This is a genomic window from Rosenbergiella epipactidis, assembly GCF_018494055.1.
Taxonomy (GTDB): domain Bacteria; phylum Pseudomonadota; class Gammaproteobacteria; order Enterobacterales; family Enterobacteriaceae; genus Rosenbergiella; species Rosenbergiella epipactidis.
Map to the genome: position 1 here is coordinate 423,335 of NZ_JABBFQ010000001.1, position 22,309 is coordinate 445,643.

The 22,309-nt window shown below is 46.9% G+C and carries 22 protein-coding genes and 1 tRNA gene; 12 read left to right on the forward strand and 11 right to left on the reverse strand.

Translation table 11 applies throughout. The features are described 5' to 3' along the window. Positions 1–16: 16 nt before the first annotated feature. Positions 17–916 carry a UTP--glucose-1-phosphate uridylyltransferase GalU gene (gene galU / locus HGT71_RS02110; protein WP_214216318.1) on the reverse strand — a complete coding sequence of 300 codons (900 nt, stop codon included), beginning with the start codon at positions 914–916 and terminating at the stop codon, positions 17–19. A gap of 133 nt (positions 917–1,049) precedes the next feature. Continuing rightward, a complete protein-coding gene (locus tag HGT71_RS02115) occupies positions 1,050–2,057 on the reverse strand; it encodes a response regulator (protein ID WP_214216319.1) in 1,008 nt (335 codons plus the stop codon). Between the two features lie 170 nt (positions 2,058–2,227). Between HGT71_RS02115 and HGT71_RS02120 the strand changes: the two genes are divergently transcribed. The 4 genes from HGT71_RS02120 to xthA all read left to right on the forward strand — a co-directional run bounded on the left by HGT71_RS02120 (position 2,228) and on the right by xthA (position 4,708). Further along, a complete protein-coding gene (locus HGT71_RS02120) occupies positions 2,228–2,689 on the forward strand; it encodes a YchJ family protein (protein WP_214216320.1) in 462 nt (153 codons plus the stop codon). Between the two features lie 47 nt (positions 2,690–2,736). Further along, the gene (gene purU, locus HGT71_RS02125) at positions 2,737–3,585 is read left to right on the forward strand and encodes a formyltetrahydrofolate deformylase (RefSeq protein ID WP_214216321.1); all 849 of its coding nucleotides are present in this window, start codon (positions 2,737–2,739) and stop codon (positions 3,583–3,585) included. A gap of 141 nt (positions 3,586–3,726) precedes the next feature. After that, positions 3,727–3,811: transfer RNA gene (locus tag HGT71_RS02130), tRNA-Tyr, on the forward strand. An 87-nt stretch (positions 3,812–3,898) separates the two neighbouring features. Next, complete coding sequence (gene xthA / locus HGT71_RS02135) at positions 3,899–4,708, forward strand: exodeoxyribonuclease III (RefSeq protein WP_048913104.1); 810 nt, start codon at positions 3,899–3,901, stop codon at positions 4,706–4,708. Here the strand turns inward: xthA and HGT71_RS02140 are convergent. After that, positions 4,705–6,615 carry a DNA topoisomerase III gene (locus HGT71_RS02140; RefSeq protein WP_214216322.1) on the reverse strand — a complete coding sequence of 637 codons (1,911 nt, stop codon included), beginning with the start codon at positions 6,613–6,615 and terminating at the stop codon, positions 4,705–4,707. The genes xthA and HGT71_RS02140 overlap by 4 nt on opposite strands. A 92-nt stretch (positions 6,616–6,707) precedes the next feature. Continuing rightward, a complete protein-coding gene (locus HGT71_RS02145) occupies positions 6,708–7,259 on the reverse strand; it encodes an NAD(P)H nitroreductase (protein ID WP_214216323.1) in 552 nt (183 codons plus the stop codon). A 168-nt stretch (positions 7,260–7,427) separates the two neighbouring features. Between HGT71_RS02145 and sppA the strand changes: the two genes are divergently transcribed. Then, positions 7,428–9,296 carry a signal peptide peptidase SppA gene (gene sppA, locus HGT71_RS02150; protein ID WP_214216324.1) on the forward strand — a complete coding sequence of 623 codons (1,869 nt, stop codon included), beginning with the start codon at positions 7,428–7,430 and terminating at the stop codon, positions 9,294–9,296. Positions 9,297–9,394: 98 nt separating this feature from the next. Continuing rightward, positions 9,395–10,405, forward strand: coding sequence for an asparaginase (gene ansA / locus HGT71_RS02155; RefSeq protein WP_214216325.1), 1,011 nt, complete (start codon positions 9,395–9,397; stop codon positions 10,403–10,405). Positions 10,406–10,437: 32 nt separating this feature from the next. Here the strand turns inward: ansA and HGT71_RS02160 are convergent, their stop codons facing one another. Further along, the gene (locus tag HGT71_RS02160) at positions 10,438–10,719 is read right to left on the reverse strand and encodes a YeaC family protein (RefSeq protein WP_214216326.1); all 282 of its coding nucleotides are present in this window, start codon (positions 10,717–10,719) and stop codon (positions 10,438–10,440) included. 7 nt (positions 10,720–10,726) lie between these two features. Then, entirely contained in the window at positions 10,727–11,128 is a 402-nt protein-coding gene (gene msrB, locus HGT71_RS02165; RefSeq protein ID WP_099822782.1) for a peptide-methionine (R)-S-oxide reductase MsrB, read from the reverse strand. A 221-nt stretch (positions 11,129–11,349) separates the two neighbouring features. Here msrB and gapA point away from each other — a divergent pair, with 221 nt between their 5' ends. Together gapA and HGT71_RS02175 are read left to right on the forward strand one after the other, a co-directional pair. Continuing rightward, the gene (gene gapA, locus HGT71_RS02170; protein WP_048913111.1) at positions 11,350–12,348 is read left to right on the forward strand and encodes a glyceraldehyde-3-phosphate dehydrogenase; all 999 of its coding nucleotides are present in this window, start codon (positions 11,350–11,352) and stop codon (positions 12,346–12,348) included. 57 nt (positions 12,349–12,405) lie between these two features. After that, on the forward strand, positions 12,406–13,281 hold the full coding sequence (locus HGT71_RS02175; protein ID WP_214216327.1) for a D-hexose-6-phosphate mutarotase: 876 nt from the start codon (positions 12,406–12,408) through the stop codon (positions 13,279–13,281). A gap of 38 nt (positions 13,282–13,319) precedes the next feature. Here HGT71_RS02175 and HGT71_RS02180 read toward each other — a convergent pair whose 3' ends face one another. Continuing rightward, on the reverse strand, positions 13,320–14,072 hold the full coding sequence (locus HGT71_RS02180) for a MipA/OmpV family protein (RefSeq protein WP_214216328.1): 753 nt from the start codon (positions 14,070–14,072) through the stop codon (positions 13,320–13,322). Positions 14,073–14,320: 248 nt separating this feature from the next. Between HGT71_RS02180 and HGT71_RS02185 the strand changes: the two genes are divergently transcribed. After that, complete coding sequence (locus HGT71_RS02185; RefSeq protein ID WP_214216329.1) at positions 14,321–16,048, forward strand: potassium/proton antiporter; 1,728 nt, start codon at positions 14,321–14,323, stop codon at positions 16,046–16,048. Continuing rightward, positions 16,048–17,250: a multidrug effflux MFS transporter gene (locus HGT71_RS02190; protein WP_214216330.1), complete on the forward strand. Its 1,203-nt coding sequence runs from the start codon at positions 16,048–16,050 to the stop codon at positions 17,248–17,250. Before HGT71_RS02185 ends, HGT71_RS02190 begins: the two co-directional genes overlap by 1 nt. A 1-nt stretch (position 17,251) precedes the next feature. On the opposite strand, the gene alr is transcribed toward HGT71_RS02190, so the two are convergent. Both alr and HGT71_RS02200 read right to left on the reverse strand, forming a co-directional pair. Next, positions 17,252–18,328 carry an alanine racemase gene (alr, locus tag HGT71_RS02195; protein ID WP_214216331.1) on the reverse strand — a complete coding sequence of 359 codons (1,077 nt, stop codon included), beginning with the start codon at positions 18,326–18,328 and terminating at the stop codon, positions 17,252–17,254. Between the two features lie 19 nt (positions 18,329–18,347). After that, positions 18,348–19,643: a D-amino acid dehydrogenase gene (locus HGT71_RS02200; protein WP_214216332.1), complete on the reverse strand. Its 1,296-nt coding sequence runs from the start codon at positions 19,641–19,643 to the stop codon at positions 18,348–18,350. Between the two features lie 439 nt (positions 19,644–20,082). On the opposite strand from HGT71_RS02200, the gene dsbB reads away from it, so the two are divergent. Then, positions 20,083–20,604, forward strand: coding sequence for a disulfide bond formation protein DsbB (gene dsbB, locus HGT71_RS02205; protein WP_214216333.1), 522 nt, complete (start codon positions 20,083–20,085; stop codon positions 20,602–20,604). Positions 20,605–20,642: 38 nt separating this feature from the next. Here the strand turns inward: dsbB and HGT71_RS02210 are convergent, their stop codons facing one another. Next, positions 20,643–21,080 carry a YcgN family cysteine cluster protein gene (locus HGT71_RS02210; RefSeq protein WP_048913119.1) on the reverse strand — a complete coding sequence of 146 codons (438 nt, stop codon included), beginning with the start codon at positions 21,078–21,080 and terminating at the stop codon, positions 20,643–20,645. Between the two features lie 83 nt (positions 21,081–21,163). Then, positions 21,164–21,442 carry a YcgL domain-containing protein gene (locus tag HGT71_RS02215; protein WP_214216334.1) on the reverse strand — a complete coding sequence of 93 codons (279 nt, stop codon included), beginning with the start codon at positions 21,440–21,442 and terminating at the stop codon, positions 21,164–21,166. 155 nt (positions 21,443–21,597) lie between these two features. On the opposite strand from HGT71_RS02215, the gene minC reads away from it, so the two are divergent. Beyond that, entirely contained in the window at positions 21,598–22,308 is a 711-nt protein-coding gene (gene minC / locus HGT71_RS02220; protein ID WP_214216335.1) for a septum site-determining protein MinC, read from the forward strand. Position 22,309: the final 1 nt, after the last annotated feature.

Here is a 22,309-nt window from a genome sequence, read left to right on the forward strand (position 1 = left end):
TTAGTCATCAAAAAAACTATTTAACGTTTTCCGCTAACCACGCTTTGAAATCTTCGCCAAGTACTGGATGGCGTACACCGTATTCAACGAAAGCCTGCATATAGCCAAGCTTGTTACCACAGTCATGGCTTACGCCCTTGAGGTGGTAAGCTTCAACCGTTTCTTTTTCCATCATCATCGCGATAGAGTCAGTCAGTTGAATTTCACCGCCAGCGCCAGCAGGCGTTTTTGCCAGTAAAGGCCAGATATCAGCAGACAATACATAACGACCGACAACTGCAAGGTTCGACGGTGATTCGGAGGCTTTAGGTTTTTCAACTACGCCCACCATTGGTGCGCTATCGCCAGGTTGCAGAGTAGCGCCTTGGCAGTCGACAACACCGTATGCCGTCACATCTTCAACAGGTTCAACCATAATTTGGCTATGACCGCTTGCTTCGAAGCGAGAGAGCATCTCAGCAAGGTTATCTTTCTTAGGATTCGATTCATATTCGTCAATAATGACGTCTGGAAGAATCACCGCGAAAGGTTCATTTCCAACAACTGGGTGTGCACACATTACTGCATGGCCTAGTCCTTTAGCCTCACCTTGTCGAACTTGCATGATAGTGACATGCGGAGGACAGATGCTTTGGATTTCGTCTAAAAGTTGGCGCTTAACACGCTTTTCCAGCATCGCTTCTAATTCAAAGCTGGTATCGAAGTGGTTTTCGATAGAGTTTTTAGAAGAGTGCGTCACTAACACTATTTCATTGATGCCCGCAGCGATACATTCATTAACCACATATTGAATTAAAGGTTTATCAACTAGGGGTAACATCTCTTTCGGAATAGCTTTTGTCGCAGGTAACATTCTAGTACCTAATCCCGCAACAGGAATAACTGCTTTTCTTATTTTAGAAACATGAGCAGACATCAAACAAACCTCGTTAAGTTGGCGAATTGCCAAAGCATCCTTTAAAGAGTCTAAATACTAACATAACTGTTAGTAAGAATTATCTAGAAAAAAATAAAAATAGTTTAAGTGTTCAGACTGTTAACAATGTTTTTCAATTGAAACGTAGCCATAGCTTACGCGGTCCATTCCATACCTCACACTCTGCGCTGGTCAACAAAAGTCGTTGCTCTTGAGCGGAATCATGAAAATAACGTCCCAATGCCAGATCTTTAATTAACGTCGTATGCTGATGATCATGATGAATGACACAAGACAACCCGCTATTAACCACAATAAGATGTCCGCGTTGTCGATTAAAATAGCCGATAACTAACGGGTACTCTCCATGTAATCCGGATTTTTTTAATAATTGTTGTAAGTCATGAAGGACAGAGGTGAGCGCGGGAAGATTATCCGGATGAGCAGTAATATGTTTTTTTAATAAATCATTAAAGAAGGCTCTAAATAAAAGTGCAGCCACCGCGCCGTACTCACCGACCCACTCTGCATCAAAAATATAGAATCCGAATTCGTGATCCGATAACTCGGCAATATCGATGATCAGTCCGTTATTCTCACTGGTATTCAATTGTCGGTAACCGACTTGGCATCCCGCCACTTTTAGATGCGCTGGGGGCTGTAAGTTTCTTAGTAAGGCTAAGGACTCTTCGGGATAAGAAACAAGATGGTTCCACTCTTCCTGAAGTTTGTCGCTTTCATCCACTGGAGAGCTAAACATATCGGGATAAATAGCTTCAACCAATAAGTTTTTTAACGCGGCAACATCAGTAAGCGGTTTTAAGATAACATCGTAGACGCCTGCTCGCATCACCGCGGCGATAAGGTTGACATCGTGCGTATCTGTTAAGGCGATAATTGGCGTATGTATCGTCGCCGAGTGCAGTTGTTTGATGAGGGGAACGGCTGGGACGTCTAGTAGATTTAGACCGCAGATAATCAGTGTGACATCATGTTGATCAACGAGATCTAAGCCCTCTTCACCGCTATCGGTTTGCATCACTTTCGCACCAGCATAGTTTAAAAACTCAGCCAATACAGCGTCACAGACGGGATCATTATCGATGATCAGCACTATTTTATTGGTTAAAAAATTTTCCACACTCATCTACCTGCACTTTCATTTATACTACCGACTGAATAGCCTTAAAGACAAAATGCTTACTCAGCTTTGGATATTGAAATGAGTATAGCTGAACTTTCTTGACCCGGTGTTCAATAATAGTGAAATAAGACTTTTAAACATCATTCCCCTTAATAAGAGAAGATACCGTGCAGCCAGAGCTCTGTCCTTGTGAAAGCGCCATCCCGCTAAAACAATGTTGTGACCCGCTAATTAAGGGGGATTCTTCTGCAACAACTGCTGAACAATTAATGCGCTCACGCTACACCGCTTATGCGCTACACGCTTTTCAGTATGTTGCCAAAACGTGGTATCCCTCAAGCCGCCCTGCAGAATTAGCACAACTTTTGCAAAATGAGAGTGTAGGAACGCTGTGGCAAGGCCTATCGATTGTAGAAACGCATGCTGGACGTGCAGTCGATGAGGCTTACGTCACCTTCTTCGCTCGCTATACCAGTGACCAACAGCCTGGTTGGATTTACGAAACCGCGCGTTTTGTTCGTGAAAATAATCACTGGTATTATATTGACGGGGTTCATAAAATACCGGGCCGTAATGAGACTTGTCCATGCGGCTCACAAAAAAAATTCAAAAAGTGCTGTGCGCGCTAAGGTTTGTTAGTGTCACAGCAATAGGATGCAACACAGGATCAGCTTTAATGTCAGCGAAAAACATCGAACGTAAAATACTCCGCACTATCTGTCCCGATGCTAAGGGATTGATCGCTAAAATTACCAATATTTGTTATAAGCACGAATTGAATATTGTTCAAAATAACGAGTTCGTCGATCACCGTACCGGGCGTTTTTTCATGCGTACCGAATTAGAAGGGATTTTCAACGACTCGACTCTGCTAGCCGATCTCGATGGAGCATTACCCAGCGGTTCATTGCGCGAGCTGCATGCTGCCGGCCGACGTCGTATAGTCATTATGGTCACGCGTGAGGCACACTGCTTAGGTGATCTGTTAATGAAAAGCGCATTTGGGGGGCTTGATGTGGAGATCGCTGCCGTGATCGGCAACCACGATACCCTAAAATCGTTAGTAGAACGCTTCGATATTCCGTTCATCCATATTAGTCATGACAACCTAACGCGCGAAGCCCACGATACGCAAATGGCAGACTGCATCGATCAATACCAGCCTGACTACGTGGTGTTGGCGAAATATATGCGTGTCTTAACGCCTGAGTTCGTCAAACGTTTCCCTAATCAAATTATTAATATCCACCACTCATTCCTACCAGCCTTTATTGGCGCACGACCTTATCATCAAGCGTATGAACGTGGGGTAAAACTGATTGGGGCCACCGCGCATTACGTTAATGACAACTTGGACGAAGGTCCAATCATCATGCAGGACGTGATCAATATCGACCATAGCTATACCGCTGAAGAGATGATCCGTGCTGGGCGCGACGTTGAAAAGAATGTACTCAGCCGTGCCGTCGATAAAGTGTTAGCGCAACGTGTCTTTGTGTATGGGAATCGTACAATCATTTTATAGTGTCAGTCACTTGATTAGAATTGATTCGCCTTTCGCGCAAAAACAGAGCAACCGGTTCAATTACGTTGATTATTGCTTTACTCGCTAATCAAGTTTGCTATTATGCCGCCACACCCGACAACGGGTGTGGCTTTAGTATTAGGTGGGGTTCCCGAGCGGCCAAAGGGAGCAGACTGTAAATCTGCCGTCACAGACTTCGAAGGTTCGAATCCTTCTCCCACCACCACTTCTTAGTTTTTCCGCTTATCTCTTCCATGACATTCAACTCAATTCTCGTTACCATAATGAAAACTGAATGAATTAGGATGTCGACGTGAAATTTGTCTCTTTTAATATCAATGGCCTTCGTGCCCGCCCTCACCAACTTGCTGCCTTAGTTGAGCAACATCAGCCTGATGTGATCGGCCTTCAAGAAACTAAAGTTCACGATGATATGTTCCCACGTGCAGAGGTTGAAGCGCTTGGTTATCACGTCTTTTATCATGGTCAAAAAGGTCACTACGGTGTGGCATTGATGACGAAAGCCGAACCTATCTCTGTGCAAAGAGGCTTTATCACTGACGATGATGACGCTCAACGCCGTATTATTATGGCCGAGCTTCCAACGCCATCGGGAGAGCGGATCACGGTTATCAATGGCTATTTCCCACAAGGTGAGAGCCGTGACCATCCCACTAAATTTCCAGCTAAACAAAAATTTTACGCTGATCTGACTCAGCATCTGCAAACGCAACTTAGCCCTGACCAGCATGTGTTAGTGATGGGCGATGTCAATATCAGCGTGACAGACGCAGATATTGGTATCGGTGAGGTTAACCGTAAACGATGGTTAAAGACGGGAAAATGTTCATTTTTACCTGAAGAACGCGAATGGATGGCAACGCTTATCAACTGGGGACTGACCGATACTTGGCGTCAGATTAATCCTGAAGTTAACGACCAATTTTCGTGGTTCGACTATCGTTCGAAAGGCTTTGATGATAATCGTGGCCTGCGTATCGATTTGCTACTGGCAAGTGCGCCCCTTAATGCACGCCTGATCGCCAGTGGTATTGATTACCCATTGCGTTCAATGGAAAAACCCTCTGACCATGCGCCGGTATGGTCAGAGTTCGATCTTTAAGCCTTCTTCGCTACCCGCTTTTTATAGGCGGGTTTTGCCGGTGAATGTTTGGCGAGGTCACGTAACACGCGAGTGGGGGGTGTTTGCCGAGCATGGCCAATCAATTGATGCAGTGTATCCACTAAGGGCTGCATAAAATCTTGGTATCGATACTGTTTCTCACTGATTCGGGTTAATGTCGATTCCCAATGGGCGGTCATATCGGGTGCCGCAGAAGGTTGAGGTAAGGCATGAATGAGTCCTCGCCCCACAACCGTTGAATGAATATAGCGCCCTTTCTTTTCTAAGAATCCACGTTTAAAGAGTAACTCAATAATCCCCGCGCGAGTCGCTTCAGTCCCCAATCCATCGGTTTCTCTCAACACTTTTTTCAGTGCTTTATCTTGTACGAAACGTGCAATCCCTGTCATGGCAGACAATAATGTCGCATCCGTAAAGTGTCTGGGAGGTTGAGTCTTTTTCGCGATAACCTCCCCTCCTTCACACTGTAAGATGTCGCCTTTCGCCACCACCGGTAAGACCGCTCCATCGTTTTCTTCGTCACGTTCTTTCGCCCCGAGCAGGACGCGCCAGCCTGCGCTAGAGAGGAAGCGCGCCTTTGCCACGAATTTCCCCCCTGCTATCTCCAGCTCTATAACACATTTACGGTATTGCGCATCCTCCGCAAACTGCATCAGATATTGTCGAGCAATCAGGCCATAGACGTTTTTTTCATGTTCAGTCAGCTTAACGGCATTTCGTTTAGCGGTGGGGATGATGGCGTGGTGTGCATCGACCTTCTTATCGTCCCAGCAACGATTGCGTCGACTGAGATCAATCTCATCGGGCAGAGATTGATATTCAGCAAGATGGCTCTGCAGCGCATCAATGACCGATTGACGCCCAACGAAGTGCTCTTCAGGAAGATAACGGCAATCTGAACGAGGGTAAGTGATTAACTTGTGCGTCTCATAGAGCTTCTGACAGATATCTAAAACTTGCTGTGCGCCGAGGTTAAACCGCCTCGCCGCCTCAATTTGAAGGCTAGACAATGAAAAAGGCAACGGCGCGATCTCACTCTCTGTTTTATTTTGATAGTGCATCACCTTGGCCGGTTGTTGGGTTATCCGCGCCACGACATGTTCAGCAAGGGTTTGATTCAGTAATCGTCCCTCTTCGTCCTGCCAACCTTCACAAGCCTCACTCGGTACCCAGGTTGCGGTAAAAGGTTGGTTATCGGCTAAAACAAACGCTTTCACCTCATAAAAATCTTTGGCGATAAAATTCGCGATCTCTTCATCACGGCGGACCACCAGCCCCAGCACAGGGGTTTGAACCCTTCCGACAGAGAGCACGCCATCAAATCCAGCTTGTCGTCCAAACAAGGTATATGCACGCGTCATATTAATCCCATAAAGCCAATCGGCACGCGCTCTCGCTAGCGCCGAGATACAAAGTGGCGCGAATTCACTGTTACTTCTTAATTGCTTGATGGCACGCTCCACTGCCTGTGGATTTAGGTCATTAATTAAACAACGTTGCACTTGTTGGCGTTTTTCTGTGGGCAAGCCTAGGTAATCGATCACTTCATCGACTAATAACTGTCCTTCTCGATCGGGGTCACCGGCATGGACAACCTGTGTCGCCTCGGCTAAAAGTTTCCCTATAGTCGTAAGTTGTTTTTTTACATCGTTACGGGGCGTTAACAGCCATTTTTCAGGAATAATAGGTAAATCGGCAAGCGCCCAGCGCGCGTAGCGAGGATCATAGTGGTCCGGTTGTGCCTGTTCGAGGAGATGACCGACGCACCAGGTGACAATATCTTGAGGTCCACACTGAATATATCCCTCCCCACGACGATGGGGCTTTGGAAGAACATCGGCAATGGCGCGGGCTAGACTGGGCTTTTCCGCAATAAACACTCGCATAGAAAAAGATATTCCTTAATCTCGATAGAAAAGAGTGATCGTTTCGCAGACAATCAACAGGCTACTATTACCGATTTTAAACAAATTTACTGTCAGAATTCACTGACATAAGGACTAAGATCGATAGGTTGTACCGGCGAAACCGCATTAAATTGCGGCGTACCGAGGTAAAGGAAACCGACTATTTTATCTTGGGGCTGGCAATCAAAGGCCTGACGGACCTTGGGATGATCGGTCCATGCGCCTGAACGCCATATACCGTTAAACCCTTGTGCTTGCGCAGCCATTTGCATCGCCATCACGCTGCACCCTGCACTCACCACTTGTTCCCATAGCGGCACTTTATGGTTTTCTTGGCAGCGCGCAACCACTGTTATAATAAGCGGCGCACGAAATGGCGCTTGGGTGGCTTTTTCGATGGCTTTATCATCGAGGGCATCCTCAATCGAGGTCTGACGGAGTAAATCACTAAAACGTTGTAAACCCTCACCGTGGATTAACGAGAAATGCCAAGGTTTTAGTCCGCCATGATCCGGTGCTCGTGCCCCGGCTTGTAATATAGCGTCGAGCGCTTCACCCGACGGAGCAGGCGTAGTTAATCGTGAGACCGAACGGCGCTGTAAGAGTAACTCTAAAGAATCCATGCTATTCCCCTTAACGGTGATGGTTTGTTGAAGTCTGACATATCAGTAGGCTTTGTAACAGTATTTGATGATTAACTGCTGACTTTTCACCCGGGTCTAATTAGGATAGACGACAAGTTTTTCTTTGGACCGTCTAAGTATTAGATTTTATTAATAAATGGAGAATTTATGCGCACTGCGTGGCGAATTATAGTCAGGGTTTTGAGTGGCCTATGGCGTATTATCAATTTCGTAAGAGAGTGTATCCTTAACCTTTTCTTACTCGTCCTGATTTTATGCGGGATTGCACTATGGGGACTGTTTTCTCACGACTCGACACCGACCCGTACAGTGAACACGACCCAAGCCTTAGTGTTAAACCTTGATGGCGTAATAGTGGAACAGCCGTCACAAGATAAAAAAATCTCTAAACTTCTAGGCCAAGAATTTTTAGGGACTAACAGCAAGCTTCGCCAAGAGAATGCATTGTTCGAACTCGTCGATAGTATTCGCCAAGCGAAAACAGATCCTACTATTACGGGAATCGTCCTCGACCTGCACAACTTCGCAGGCGGCGATCAACCTGCCTTGAACTATATCGGTAAAGCACTAAAGGAATTTAGCGCGTCGGGTAAGCCAATTTATGCTTATGGCGATAATTTCACTCAAGCCCAATACTATCTGGCGAGCTATGCTAACCATCTCTATCTTTCGCCGCAGGGTGCTGTTGATCTTCACGGTATGGCGACCAACAATCTCTATTTTAAAGCACTGTTAGATAAGCTTAAGGTCTCTTCACACGTATTCCGGGTGGGAACTTATAAATCTGCAGTCGAACCTTTCCTACGTGATGATATGTCTCCTGCTGCGCGTGATGCGGATACACGTTGGATTACGCAACTATGGCAAGGCTATCTGAACACTGTATCGGCTAACCGCCATCTCACCCCACAACAACTCTTCCCTGGGGCAGACGCAATCATTACTGCATTAAAAGCGAACGGTGGCGACACGGCCCAGTATGCATTATCAACTCACTTAGTCGATGGGTTAAAAAGCCGTGCTGAGGTAGAGCAAGAATTGCGTAAAACATTTGGTTGGGATTCTCAGCAAAAGTCTTTTAAACAAGTGAGCATTTATGATTATTCAGCTCCTGCCAAAGCGAATAACGATAAACCTAATGTTGCGGTGATTGTCGCGAATGGCGCGATCATGGATGGGCCTGCGAGCGATGGTAACGTCGGCGGTGAAACCACTGCACAGCAGATCCGAGAAGCCCGTCTCGACCCAGCGATTAAAGCCATTATTCTGCGTGTAAACAGCCCAGGCGGTAGCGTCACAGCGTCCGAACAAATTCGCGAAGAGCTAGTGGCGGCGAAAAAAGCCGGGAAACCTATCGTGGTCTCGATGGGCGGCCTTGCGGCGTCGGGTGGCTATTGGATTTCAACGCCTGCCGACTATATTATCGCTAGCCCGACAACACTGACTGGCTCTATCGGTATCTTTGGCGTCATCAATACCGTTGAAAACACCTTAGGCTCTGTCGGGGTCCATACCGATGGTGTATCAACCTCGCCTTTAGCCGATATCTCGATGACGAAGGCTTTACCTGATCAAGTGACGCAAATGATGCAACTCACCATCGAGAATGGTTATCGTCATTTCATCAACTTGGTTGCTAAATCGCGTCATAAAACGCCAGAGCAGATCAATGACATCGGCCAGGGACATGTATGGACCGGTGAAGACGCCAAGCAAAACGGTCTGGTCGACGCCTTAGGTGACTTTGATGATGCGGTGAATAAGGCGCAATCCTTAGCGCATCTGCAAAAAGCCTCGCTGAAGTGGGTGCAGCAGGATCCTTCTTGGGTGGATACCCTGTTCTCGCAGATGCAAGCCTCGGTGTCAGCGCAACTTCCTGACCAGGTTAAAGCTTGGTTGCCTGCCCCGTTATCAGAAGTGATGACGCAAGCTCAACAACAACCTGGGCTTTTTAACCAGCAAGGTGACCCACAAAATCGTTATGCTTGGTGTGTTAACTGCGGTGTAATTAATTAACCCTCGCAGCCCGGCAGTCGTCGGGCTGTATTTCTTCCGATGAAGTTTCTATACTCCAGCATTATTTTTTTACTTTATCCCGCTACTCGGTGTCCGTTATGCAGAAAAAAAATATTTATGTTGCCTATACAGGCGGAACGATTGGTATGCAGCGTTCCGCCCACGGTTATATTCCGGTCTCTGGACATTTACAACAGCAATTGGAATTAATGCCTGAATTCCATCGTCATGAAATGCCTGCTTTTACTATCCATGAATATACGCCATTAATGGACTCTTCCGATATGACGCCGGCAGATTGGCAAGTCATTGCTGAAGATATTCGTGAGCATTATGATGAGTACGATGGTTTTGTGATCCTTCATGGCACGGACACCATGGCCTTTACCGCGTCGGCGCTCTCTTTTATGCTTGAGAACCTGAGTAAACCGGTTATTGTGACAGGGTCACAAATTCCTCTCGCTGAATTACGCTCTGACGGTCAACAAAATCTATTAAATGCGTTATACGTCGCGGCAAATTACCCAATCAATGAGGTAGGGCTCTTTTTTAATAACACCCTATTTCGGGGTAATCGGACTACCAAAGCCCATGCGGATGGCTTTAACGCCTTTGCCTCACCAAATCTATCGCCCCTGCTTGAGGCGGGTATTCATATCAAAAAGCTCAACACGCCCCCAGCTCCGGTTAAGCAAGGCGATCTGATTGTTCACCCCATCACCCCTCAACCGATCGGTGTTGTCACCATCTATCCAGGGATCTCGCCGGATGTTGTCAGTAACTTCTTACGCCAACCGGTAAAAGCGTTGATTCTGCGCTCCTATGGTGTGGGAAATGCTCCGCAGTCTGCCGCCTTTATTGCGGTCTTAGCCGAGGCCTACAAACGCGGGATCGTTGTGGTGAATTTAACCCAATGTATGTCGGGGAAAGTGAATATGGGGGGTTACGCGACGGGGAACGCATTAGAACAAGCCGGCGTCGTTAGCGGAAGTGATTTAACGGTTGAAGCTGCATTGACCAAGTTGCACTATTTGCTTTCTCAACAATTACCTGTCGAAGAGATACGAGTGCTGATGCAGCGTAATCTGCGCGGTGAGCTGAGCGAGTAATAGCATCAGGGTGCCCAGCGCACCCTGTTTTTTTAATCGAGATTAATTCGGGTGATATCGTCTGTAATACCGAATTCTTCTTTAAGTTGCCGTTTACTTTTCATCACCATCTCTCCACCTTTAGCCACTGACATATGCTGGGGATTATCGTTATGGCGAGCTTGCCACAGTAGAACAAGCTGTAAAGTGTGCTCTTTTTGACTTGGTGTGAGTGCCACGCCGTCTGGCCATTTTCCTGTCTCGGTGGCCGTCACCAAACGTTGATACACCTCTGGTGTCATCTCTGCTAAGACACGCTGTAAATCAGCACTCATCTTGATCTTATCCTTTTGTTTGGCTGCCTGTTGCATCGGTAAAATTTAATGATGCGGAGTTAACACAGTAACGTTCACCGCTCGGCTGAGGCCCATCGGGAAAGACATGACCTAGATGCGCATCGCATTGGCCACAACGAATTTCGATACGGTGCATGTTATGGCTATTATCCTCCAAGTAACGGATGGCGTCATCCGATACCGGCTGATAAAAGCTCGGCCAGCCGCACCCGGAATCGTATTTCGTGTCAGAATAAAACAGCGGCGAGTGGCAGACAATACAGTGATAATACCCTTCTTGCTGGTTATGCAGTAATGCACCGCTAAAAGGGGGTTCTGTCCCTCTCTCCTGCGTAACATAGCGCTGCATTTCGTTAAGAGAAGACAAAGATGATGGCTCGTTGCTCATAATACATTCCACTAAACAGTCCAAGACCCCATTATAACAAATGCATAACAAATTAGTGTTTTTTTTCGAACATTAGGAGCAACCCTAGGCTAGGGACTTTTTTGTAAAGGCGTCATAATTGATTTCCAACAGTAATTGACACGATTAAGCTTGACGTATGAAGCGGTTTTTGTAATTTTACTGCCAACCTTTTATTCACTATCAAATAGCTGGTGGAATATATGACTATCAAAGTAGGTATCAACGGTTTTGGCCGTATCGGTCGCATTGTGTTTCGTGCTGCACAACAACGTTCAGACATTGAAATCGTCGCGATCAACGATCTGTTAGACGCAGAATATATGGCTTACATGCTGAAGTATGACTCAACCCACGGTCGTTTTGACGGTACCGTTGAAGTTCAAGATGGCGCGCTAATTGTAAACGGTAAAAAAATCCGTGTAACGAGCGAAAAAGATCCAGCTAACCTGAAGTGGAATGAAGTAGGTGTTGATGTTGTTGCGGAAGCAACGGGTATCTTCTTAACTGACGATACTGCACGTAAACACATCGCTGCAGGCGCGAAGAAAGTCGTACTGACTGGCCCTTCTAAAGATGACACCCCAATGTTTGTTCGTGGTGCAAACTTCGATAAATATGCCGGTCAAGACATCGTTTCTAATGCATCGTGCACCACTAACTGCTTAGCGCCGTTAGCGAAAGTGATCAACGACAACTTCGGTATCATCGAAGGTCTGATGACCACTGTTCACGCAACGACTGCAACGCAAAAAACCGTCGATGGTCCTTCTCACAAAGACTGGCGTGGTGGACGTGGTGCAAGCCAAAACATCATTCCATCTTCTACCGGTGCGGCGAAAGCTGTCGGTAAAGTATTACCAGAGTTAAACGGTAAACTGACAGGTATGGCTTTCCGTGTCCCTACCCCTAACGTATCTGTGGTCGATCTGACCGTGCGTTTAGAGAAGAAAGCGTCTTACGCAGAAATCTGCCAAGCAATCAAAGCGGCTTCAGAAGGCGCAATGAAAGGCGTTTTAGGCTTCACTGAAGATGACGTAGTATCGACTGATTTCAACGGCGAAACGTTAACGTCTGTATTCGACGCAAAAGCGGGTATCGCACTGAACGATAATTTCGTTAAACTGGTTTCATGGTATGACAATGAAACAGGTTACTCTCACAAAGTTCTTGATTTAGTTGCCCTGGTTGCAGGCAAATAAATCGTTCCACGTGTGAATAAGGGCGACTTCGGTCGCCCTTTTTTTTTGGAGAATATTATGCAGTCATCCCTTTTTTCACTCCCTATCGCCGAGCAACTTTGCCCCTTCTGCTCGCTTCGTCAACAAGGTGAGTTAACGCTACTGATCATTGATCATCCGGAATTCCGTGCCGCTTTTTCGCTGCAAGGTGGCCAATTAATCGCGTGGCAACCACTGAACCAACCTGCCGTTATTTGGCTGAGCGATCGTACGGCCTTCACACAAGGTAAGGCTATTCGTGGCGGTGTGCCGATTTGCTGGCCATGGTTTGGCCCCGCGGGTAAGCCCTCCCACGGTTTTGCTCGCACCTCTCTATGGCAGCTAGATCACTGCGAAGAGTCTGCACAGCAGGTAAACGTGACGATGAATTTACGCGACTCCGCTGAAACACGCGCGATATGGCCCCATCAATTTAGCCTGACTTTACACGCTGAGTTAAGCGCCGAATCTTGTCAGCTTAGCCTGAAAGTTGAAGGGGATTTCGAATCGACTGCCGCCCTACATAGCTATTTCCACGTCGGTGACAGTGAAGCGGTGAAGGTAAGTGGCTTAGGTAATCACTACATCGATAAAGTGAAAGATAATGCGTTAGGTTCTCAACAGGGTGAGCAGACTTATCATGGCGAGGTCGATCGTATTTTCACCCATCCCACTGCCGAATCAACTCTGCAGGATCCACAGCTTAAACGCCTGATAAATATTCGACACCAAGGCCATAGTGACGTTGTCACGTGGAACCCAGGCGAGACCCTATCTCAATCGATGGCCGATATGAGCGATGAAGGCTATAAAACGATGGTCTGTGTAGAAACCGCAAGGATAGGACAGCCTTTGGTCTCGACACCAAGTACTCCAGCAGAATTAACGGTAACGATCACTCCGCTACCGTTGTGATGACGTTCTCCCAAAGCACCCTTTGGGAGAATACCGGTTTAGAATTGGTAATTAACCCCAGTCCAAACGGTAGTTTGCCCTGACTTGTCGACCATTGAGCTATGCTTAATTTCATTGTCGAAATGGGTATAGCGAGCACCTGCCACGACAGTCCAATCACGCGTCAACTGATAAGTTGCACTGATATCCACATACGGTGACCAGCTATCGTCTGCCTTGTAACGATCAATCCCTGTACGACGAGATTCCTTACCAGAGACGCCATAGTAATAATCAGTTTGGTTGGCACTCTGCCATGTTACGCCCGCGCCGGGGATCAGAGAAAGCGCGCCAAATTGTAACGGATAATGGTAGTTAGTGTCCCATACCAAACCGTTACTTTCGTTGAGTACATCACCAGTCAACGCGGTTTTAACAACACCCCAAGTGGCAACGTGCGTCCACTCCCCACCCATCATCATGGTTAAATGACGCTTATCAAGGCCACGCATCGCGCTATGGTGAGCACGGTGTGGGTTGAAATATTGTCCGGTGGTATTGGCAATAATTGAGAACTGATCGGCTTCGCCATGGTAAAGATAGTACCCTGCCTCTAACCCATGAAAAAAAACATTCTCATCTTGATAATTGATTAACGGGAATGGGACAATACGATCTTTAGTATTGTGGTAGGGCGATTCAGACCATAATGCAGCGACCCCCACTGAAAGGGGTTGAGCTAAGAGATTTTGTGAAAATAAAACACTGGTGCCGACCAACGAGGCGGCTAAAACAAACTGTTTTTTTAACATGTTCACATCCTGAGTTAACTTACTTCCTAAAATAACGCGCAAGAAAGATGATTTTAGCGAGTTATTTTTGTCAAAAATTGATAATAAAGGGCTTATTAACATTAAAACTAGCTTTTTATTCTGAAGTAACGAAAAAGTCCTATAAAATAAGGTTATTCTTATTCTCGCCGCCACACATTACGCCCACACAGATGGCACAAAATATGTAATACTCTTATCACTTCAGCGGGTGTTAGGAATGAGCCAATATGGATTCAAGTACAATTAATAGTTTATTTATTATCGGCTCGGTACTCGTCACCGCCAGTATTTTACTGAGTTCTTTCTCGTCGAAGTTAGGTATTCCTATTCTCGTTATCTTTTTAGTATTAGGGATGCTCGCAGGCGAACAAGGGATCGGTGGAATAGTCTTCAATAACTATCCGGTCGCCTATCTCGTCTCAAATCTCGCCTTAGCGGTTATTTTGCTAGACGGCGGCATGCGTACCAGTATCAGTTCCATTCGTATCGCCATTTGGCCTTCATTATCTTTAGCGACAGTCGGTGTGCTAATCACCGCTGGGTTAACCGGTGCACTTGCCGCATACCTGTTTCACCTTGACCTGATGCAAGGTTTCTTAATCGGCGCCATTATTGGTTCGACCGATGCCGCGGCGGTGTTTTCCTTGATCGGCGATAAAGGATTAAACCAACGGGTTAGCTCAACCCTTGAGATCGAATCAGGCAGTAACGACCCGATGGCAGTATTCTTAACCGTGACCTTAATTGAGATGATTCAGCAACACCATCACGGTATTGACGCCAACTTTATTATCCACTTAGTGCGCGAGTTTGGATTAGGCATTCTTATCGGCCTGCTTGGCGGATTCACGTTACAGCGGCTGATTAACCAGATATCCCTCCCTGCAGGCCTTTATCCCCTGCTTGCGGTCAGCGGCGGTATACTGGTTTTTGCCTTAACAACGTTGCTCGGGGGAAGCGGTATTCTTGCCGTCTACCTAACCGGGTGCTGGCTAGGTAATAGTGGTATTCGTAACCGCACAGGGATCACCCAAATTTTTGATGGTTTAGCATGGCTTAGTCAGATTGGAATGTTTATCGTTTTGGGCCTGTTGGTCGTCCCGAGCGATCTGTGGAAAATCGCGCTGCCAGCCCTATTACTCTCGTTATGGCTAATTTTTATCGCCCGCCCACTTTCTGTATTCGCCGGTTTACTGCCTTTCAAGAGTTTTAGTTTACGTGAACGGTGCTTTGTTAGCTGGGTGGGGTTACGCGGTGCCGTCCCGATTATTCTCGCGGTATTCCCGATGATGGCGGGTCTGGATAATGCCTCACTCTATTTCAATATCGCCTTTTTTGTGGTGATGGTTTCCCTGCTGCTTCAAGGGAGTACCCTCTCTTTCGCGGCAAAGCTCGCAAAAGTGATCGTGCCACGCACGGTATACCCCTTCCAACGTAATAGTTTAGATATCCATCCCGACAGCCCGTGGGAGCAATATGTCTACCAATTAGGCTCAGAGAATTGGTGTATCAATGCCCCCTTACGTGAGCTAAAAATGCCAGAACATACCCGGATCACGGCTTTATTTAGAGATAATGTACTGATGCATCCTCGCGGCTCTACTCGCCTGCGTGAAAATGATATTCTCTGCGTGATTGGACGCGAACGTGATTTATCCGCCCTCGGCAACATGTTCAGTCAAACGCCGCCAGTCGATCTCGACCAACGTTTCTTCGGTGATTTTATTCTGGACGGTCAAGCCTCATTGGAACAAGTTGCGTCGGTGTATGGATTAACATTAACCCGTGATGACTCCGTTGGAAAAAGTTTATCTCAGTTGATGATTGAGAAATTGGGCCGTAATCCGGTAGTGGGTGATGCCTTGCAGTGGTCGGAGCTTGAATTGACTGTTGCAGAAAAAGATGATGACACGATATCGCGTGTCGGTTTACGTATATTAGAAGAAGAAGAGTAATGGTCTCCCCACGCTATTTTATTGCTTTATTATTATGTTTAGTTCTACTTTCGCCCTTAGGCATCGATCTCTTTTTGCCGACGCTACCATATATTGCATCAGGATTGCAGACACCGGTCAGTCATATCCAATTAACAATCCCATTGTTTTTATTAGTGATGGGAATTGGGCAATTAATTTCCGGCCCTTTGGTCGATAATTATGGCAGAAAACCTATCGCCTTAGTCGGGCTAGGCCTCTACTTATTGGGTAGCGCCCTCGCAGCCCTCGCCATCAATTGGCCGGTATTTCTTATCGCCCGTATCATTCAAGGTATGGCGGTATGTTGCACCGCGGTGGTGGCGTTTAGTGGCGTACGCGATCGACTCGAGGGCGATGATGCGGCACGTGCCTACAGTTTTCTTAATGGATCGTTAAATATCGTTCCCGCCCTGGCGCCCCTGCTCGGCGGAATCCTCGCACATTATTGGGGATGGCGTGCGCCATTTGGCTTTCTGTTTCTTTATGGCCTCGTATTAATGGTCATTGTCTATAAGTGGCTACCCGAGACGCGTCCACACTCGACCCAGCGTAGTGCGATCTTTCCCGCCGGCACTTACCTGTCGATTATCAAACAACCTGCGTTTTTGGCTTTTACCTTTTCAATTGCCAGTGCGCTAGGAATGGTCTTGACCTACGTGTCTCTAGCGCCCATGGTACTAATGGAGCACGATGCCTTATCTCCTTTTAGCTTTTCAGTGATTTTCGGTGTCAACGGACTGTGGATAATGGCGGTGAGTGCGCTGGCCAATCGTATTATTCCAAAATGTGGTCGCCCATTCTGTTTATTGCTCGGCACGTTATCGATGACCTTGGCAGGAATCATCCTTTTTTTAGAGCCTTACTTACTGGCGCCAGCCATTCTTGCACACTGGTTAAGTTACATGATCCCGGTGGCAATATCCGTGGCAGGATTAGCATTTATTATGGGTCCCGCAACCAGTTACGCCTTGGCGCCTTTTCAGCAGAATGCTGGTGTCGCGTCAGCGTTACTCGGTTTTATTCAGATGGCCGGGGGTGCAGGAGGAAGTTTAGTCGTATTGCTGCTTCCACTCTCTCCCTATGTTGCACTGGCGATAATGATGTTATTAGGTGGGTTGCTGGCCGCCATTGCTTGGTTGACCAGCTTAAAAATCAAAGGATCCCTCACCTCAGTGAAGTGAGTTAGGCGATTACCGTAAAGGGGACGCGCTGAGTGACCGCGGTTAATAGTTCATAACCCACCGTCCCCGCTGCTTGTGCGATAGTATCAACAGGCAGTTGGGTGCCCCATAATTCGACGGGGCTGCCAATGGCCGCCTCAGGACAGTCGGTTAAATCGACCATTAGCATATCCATTGAGACGGTGCCGACCGTTTTGCACAATTTACCCGCGATCCAGACGGGTGTGCCGGAAGGTGCATGCCGAGGATAGCCATCCGCATAGCCACATGCAACGATTCCGATGCGCTGGGATGTCGTCGTCATGTAACGGTGCCCATAGCCAACCCCCTCACCCGCTGCAACCTGTTGTACCGCGATAATCTCACTGCTTAATGTCATCGCTGGGCGGAGATCGAATGGTGCAATATCCTGCGCGCAGCTGGTCGGTGATGCGCCATATAAGACGACCCCGGGTCGTATCCATTGATGATGCGTCTCGGGATGCCAGAGGCTAGCTGCTGAGTTGGCGTAACAACGTGGTGCTTGAAGCATCCCCGTTGCCTGCTCTAGACGCTGTAAGGGTTCACGGATAAACGCCGGGCCTTCATCTGCTCGTGCAAAGTGTGACATAAGCGTGATCTCTCCGACCGCAGGCAGTGTTTTCAACGTCTGCCATACGGCCGAAATGCGATCAGGCGAAAAGCCTAAACGGTTCATACCGTTATTGATCTTTAAGTAGACGGCAATTGGCTGTTTCGCCACGTAGTCGGCTAGCGCTTGCAGTTGCCAATCACTGTGTATCGCCGTAGTCAGCTGATAGGCTTCAATTAACGCTAAATCCTCAGGTTTGAAAAAGCCTTCTAACAGCAAGATCGGCTGAGTCACCCCTGCCTCTCGTAGCAGAATAGCTTCTTCATAATTGAGCAGTGCATAGCCGTCCGTCGAAGCAAACGCTTGATAGCAGCGCGCAAGGCCATGGCCGTAGGCATTCGCTTTGACCACACTCCACACTTTTGATGCCGGTGCGAGCGCTTTCACCCTGCCTAGGTTATGGCTCAATGCGGTGGTATTGACAGTTGCCTTTATCGGCCTAGACATCGTTAACTCGCTCCTCAACTCAGCCGTTTTGCGACTGTAAATGTAACGTTCGTGCTTCAAAACCCGGTAGATAACGGTATACGGATAAATCATCCGCAGCGATATCCGGCGTACGGCCAGAGATAATATCCGCTATCAATCGTCCAGACCCACAGGCCATTGTCCAACCTAGCGTGCCATGGCCGGTATTCAAATAAAGATTACTTATCGGTGTCCTGCCCACAATTGGCGTGCCATCTGGCGTCATCGGCCGTAACCCCGTCCAGTAGTTGGCTTCGGCCAGCGACGCTGAATTAGGATAGAGATCATTGACGACCATCTCCAGTGTTTCTCGTCTTACGCTGGGGAGTTCGCTGTTAAAACCAACAATTTCCGCCATGCCCCCCACCCGAATACGCTGGTCGAAACGCGTGACCGCAACTTTATAGGTTTCATCGAGTACGGTTGACACCGGTGCGCGGGTTTCGTCGGTAATCGGTAAGGTAATGGAATAGCCCTTTAGCGGATAGACAGGAATATCCACTAATCCCTTAAGTAACGATGTTGACCAACTCCCCGCCGTTACTAAAATTGCATCGGCGTCTAGTGAATGGCCATTCGCCACCACTGACGTAATACGATTGTTGTCGACCGTTAAGCGTTCAACATTTTGGTTAAACAGAAACTTAACGTTCGCTTGTTCAGCAAGCTGCGCTAAACGTTGCGTAAAGAGCTTACAGTCACCGGTTTCATCATTTGGCAGTTGGAGCCCACCCGTTAATTTATCAAGGCTATTGGCCAGCCCAGGTTCAACCGAGGTGAGTTGGTGTGATTCGAGTAAATTAAATGGCACGCCTGCTTCTTGGAGAACCGCGATATCTTTAGCGGCATTATCAAATTGTTGCGCAGTACGAAAAAGCTGGAGAGTGCCCCCTTGCCGACCTTCATACAGGATGCCCGTTTCTTGACGTAACGCCCGTAAACTATCGCGACTGTATTCGGCGATCCTTACCATTCTCGCTTTGTTTTCTTGATAATGATCTAACGTACAGTTTCGCAGCATCGACCACATCCATGACAGTTGGAAACGACTACCGTCTGGCCGAATCGCCAATGGCGCATGTTTTTGAAACATCCACTTGATCGCTTTAAGCGGAATGCCTGGTGCCGCCCAAGGTGCAGCGTAACCGGGGGAAATTTGCCCCGCATTGCCTGCACTGGTCTCCATTGCTACCCCAGACTGTTTTTCCAACACAGTGACCTCATGACCCGCAGCAGCGAGATACCAAGCACTTGTCACCCCTACCACACCACCACCGATAATCAGTACTCGCATAAAACCCTCACAGAACATTAATCCTAAAACCACCCTGCCATCTAGTGAAATGACCTATCGCAGACCGGTGAATCACAGCGGTTTATTTCACGTTATTTTTAGAGAAAAAAACAATAATTTATACGCATATTTAAAAACATAGTTTTTTATGCTTACTTTTCGAATAAAAATGCTGAGGAAATAGTAGATTGGTTATTTTATAAACGATTGGATATATTAAATTTGGCATTTTAACCAAAAAATAGAATGGATTTTAATTCTGACTATTTGAATTTAATCAGCATCAATAACTAGTTTTTTAATAAAAATCCAGTGAGGCTTGGTCAACGAGGGGAGAATGGTAGTGTCGGGTACACGCGGCAAAGATGACCGTTAGGATCCCATCACGTTCTTTGCTACTATCTTCGGCGGTATTTCCCTTTTCGACTACAGGAACGTTATGTTACGGAAATTAAAACACTTCTCCCAACACCGAGGCGCATGGTTATTGCTCGCGGCTGGTGTATTAGTATTAGAGCTTACCGCGTTAGGCTTTCAGTTCTTCTTAGGGCAAAAGCCTTGTGTACTCTGTGTCTATCAGCGGGCAGCGTTGGCTGGGCTACTCTTAGCGGCTTTGCTTGGTGCCATTGCGCCGAAAACGCCTTTGCGTTATGTCGCGATTATTGGCTGGCTAGTGGCTGCGGCAAAAACTTTCGCCTTAGCCTGGGAGCAAACTCAGCTACAGCTTCATCCCCCCCTGTTCGCAACCTGTGATTTCTTTCCAAGATTTCCACAATGGCTGCCCTTGAATCAATGGTTCCCCACTATTTTCACACCAACAGGAAATTGTACCGATAAAGGTTGGGAATGGTTATCAATGACGATGCCTCAATGGTTAGTGGGAATAAGCGGTGTATTATTTGTAATAGGCTTGATCGTACTTGCGTGTCAGCTTCCGTGCCCTAAGAAAAATCGTTCATAACTTAACACGGCCACGTGCGTTAAGCGTGGCCAGTGTCTTTATTCTGGGTTAGGAATAATATGGTCCTCCCAATTCCTAACTTCACTTTCTCTCACGGCAATATGCCTGACCGAAATACGCTGCGCATGCATAGCTTTCGCTGATCCAACTTTCAGAGGGTGCCAAGCGGGTAAATCGTGGCCTTCTGCTAACAGCCGATAACTACAGGTCCTCGGTAACCATGAGAAAGTAGGAAGGTTGTCGCGCGTTAATTTTATGCAATCTGGCTCGTAGGCGAAGCGATTGTCATAATGCCGACATTGGCAGGTTTTAATATTGAGAAGGTTACAGGCGACATTGGTGAAGTAGATTTCATCGGTGTCAGCATCTTGTAACTTATTCAAGCAACATTGACCACAGCCGTCACAAACCGACTCCCACTCACTATCACTCATTTGCTCAAGACTTTTTGTTTGCCAAAAAGGAAGCATTGTCATAAATCAATCCAAATAACAGGTTCACATTACTTATATCTTTGATTATCCATCTTAATGCCTAATTTGGCATTTACAGATGAATCTTAGCCAGCCTTAGAGTCGGTCGCTAAATGTTCCGTCAGCAGATTCTCAACCGGAGGTGGGATCTGCAGATAATAACCTTGCTCTACAAGCTGTTGTTTTACTTTATTAATATCTGCTGAAGCCAGACGCTCTCTACCTTCTAGCGAAATGACCATCGATAATTGTGGTTTACCAAAACCTTTCATTAATGCCTCGGGAACACAGCCAAAATCATCTTTCTTTCCCAAATATAAGTATGTCTGGTCCCGTAACGAACTACGATATATTGCACAAATCATAAATTTCTCCGAATAATGTAACTCGGTTGCTTGCCTGATGAATACGAGGATTATAACATGCTTAGGGTTAACAAAATATTAGCCTTATGCAGGACTTTACTCTTTCGGAAAGTCAGGTAAGGTGTATAAAAAATCACAGGACTGAATAAGTATAGATGTCACAGACGCCCATTGAACTCAAAGGCAGCAACTTCACACTTTCTGTTGTCCATATAAATCATCCACAGCCTGACGTGGTGTTAAAAGCCCTTCAGGAAAAAATCGCCCAAGCACCAGCATTTTTGGCGAATGCGCCTGTTGTGGTTAACGTTGCATCGTTAAACAGCACTGTTGATTGGAAAAGTATGCATCATGCCGTGTCACAATCTGGACTAAAGATTGTCGGCATTAGCGGGTGCAAAGACGAACAACTCAAGATTCAAATTGCTTCGATAGGAACGCCTTTACTCAATGAAGGTAAAGCCGCTATTCAGAAAGCCCCACCCGCTAATCCTGAGCGAATTGAACCGGTCAAAGCTCAAGAAGACGAAAAAACCTCTCGCACACGTATCATCGATACCCCTATTCGCTCAGGCCAACAGATTTATGCCCGCAATGCCGACCTTATCGTGACCAGTAGCGTTAGCGCTGGGGCTGAACTGGTGGCAGATGGCAATATTCATATCTATGGCAATATGCGTGGGCGTGCGCTGGCGGGTGCCAGTGGTGATCAGCAAGCACAAATATTTTGTACTCATCTCGCGGCGGAGCTGGTATCCATCGCGGGTGAATATTGGATCATGGATCAGATTCCTAGTGAATTTTTTACCAAAGCAGCTCGTTTAGCCTTACGTGAAGGTACACTGGCTATTGAATCTCTAAATTAGA

Bases quoted from the DNA above. Each gene is read 5' to 3' on its own strand.
- purU (WP_214216321.1), top strand. From the start codon at position 2,737: ATGTCAGCGAAAAACATCGAACGTAAAATACTCCGCACTATCTGTCCC.
- HGT71_RS02215 (WP_214216334.1), bottom strand. From the start codon at position 21,442: ATGATTTGTGCAATATATCGTAGTTCGTTACGGGACCAGACATACTTA.
- HGT71_RS02185 (WP_214216329.1), top strand. From the start codon at position 14,321: ATGGATTCAAGTACAATTAATAGTTTATTTATTATCGGCTCGGTACTC.
- HGT71_RS02180 (WP_214216328.1), bottom strand. From the start codon at position 14,072: ATGTTAAAAAAACAGTTTGTTTTAGCCGCCTCGTTGGTCGGCACCAGT.
- HGT71_RS02140 (WP_214216322.1), bottom strand. From the start codon at position 6,615: ATGCGAGTGTTTATTGCGGAAAAGCCCAGTCTAGCCCGCGCCATTGCC.
- galU (WP_214216318.1), bottom strand. From the start codon at position 916: ATGTCTGCTCATGTTTCTAAAATAAGAAAAGCAGTTATTCCTGTTGCG.
- sppA (WP_214216324.1), top strand. From the start codon at position 7,428: ATGCGCACTGCGTGGCGAATTATAGTCAGGGTTTTGAGTGGCCTATGG.
- HGT71_RS02200 (WP_214216332.1), bottom strand. From the start codon at position 19,643: ATGCGAGTACTGATTATCGGTGGTGGTGTGGTAGGGGTGACAAGTGCT.
- alr (WP_214216331.1), bottom strand. From the start codon at position 18,328: ATGTCTAGGCCGATAAAGGCAACTGTCAATACCACCGCATTGAGCCAT.
- HGT71_RS02160 (WP_214216326.1), bottom strand. From the start codon at position 10,719: ATGAGTGCTGATTTACAGCGTGTCTTAGCAGAGATGACACCAGAGGTG.
- HGT71_RS02210 (WP_048913119.1), bottom strand. From the start codon at position 21,080: ATGACAATGCTTCCTTTTTGGCAAACAAAAAGTCTTGAGCAAATGAGT.
- ansA (WP_214216325.1), top strand. From the start codon at position 9,395: ATGCAGAAAAAAAATATTTATGTTGCCTATACAGGCGGAACGATTGGT.
- gapA (WP_048913111.1), top strand. From the start codon at position 11,350: ATGACTATCAAAGTAGGTATCAACGGTTTTGGCCGTATCGGTCGCATT.
- minC (WP_214216335.1), top strand. From the start codon at position 21,598: ATGTCACAGACGCCCATTGAACTCAAAGGCAGCAACTTCACACTTTCT.
- HGT71_RS02145 (WP_214216323.1), bottom strand. From the start codon at position 7,259: ATGGATTCTTTAGAGTTACTCTTACAGCGCCGTTCGGTCTCACGATTA.
- msrB (WP_099822782.1), bottom strand. From the start codon at position 11,128: ATGAGCAACGAGCCATCATCTTTGTCTTCTCTTAACGAAATGCAGCGC.
- HGT71_RS02190 (WP_214216330.1), top strand. From the start codon at position 16,048: ATGGTCTCCCCACGCTATTTTATTGCTTTATTATTATGTTTAGTTCTA.
- HGT71_RS02175 (WP_214216327.1), top strand. From the start codon at position 12,406: ATGCAGTCATCCCTTTTTTCACTCCCTATCGCCGAGCAACTTTGCCCC.
- dsbB (WP_214216333.1), top strand. From the start codon at position 20,083: ATGTTACGGAAATTAAAACACTTCTCCCAACACCGAGGCGCATGGTTA.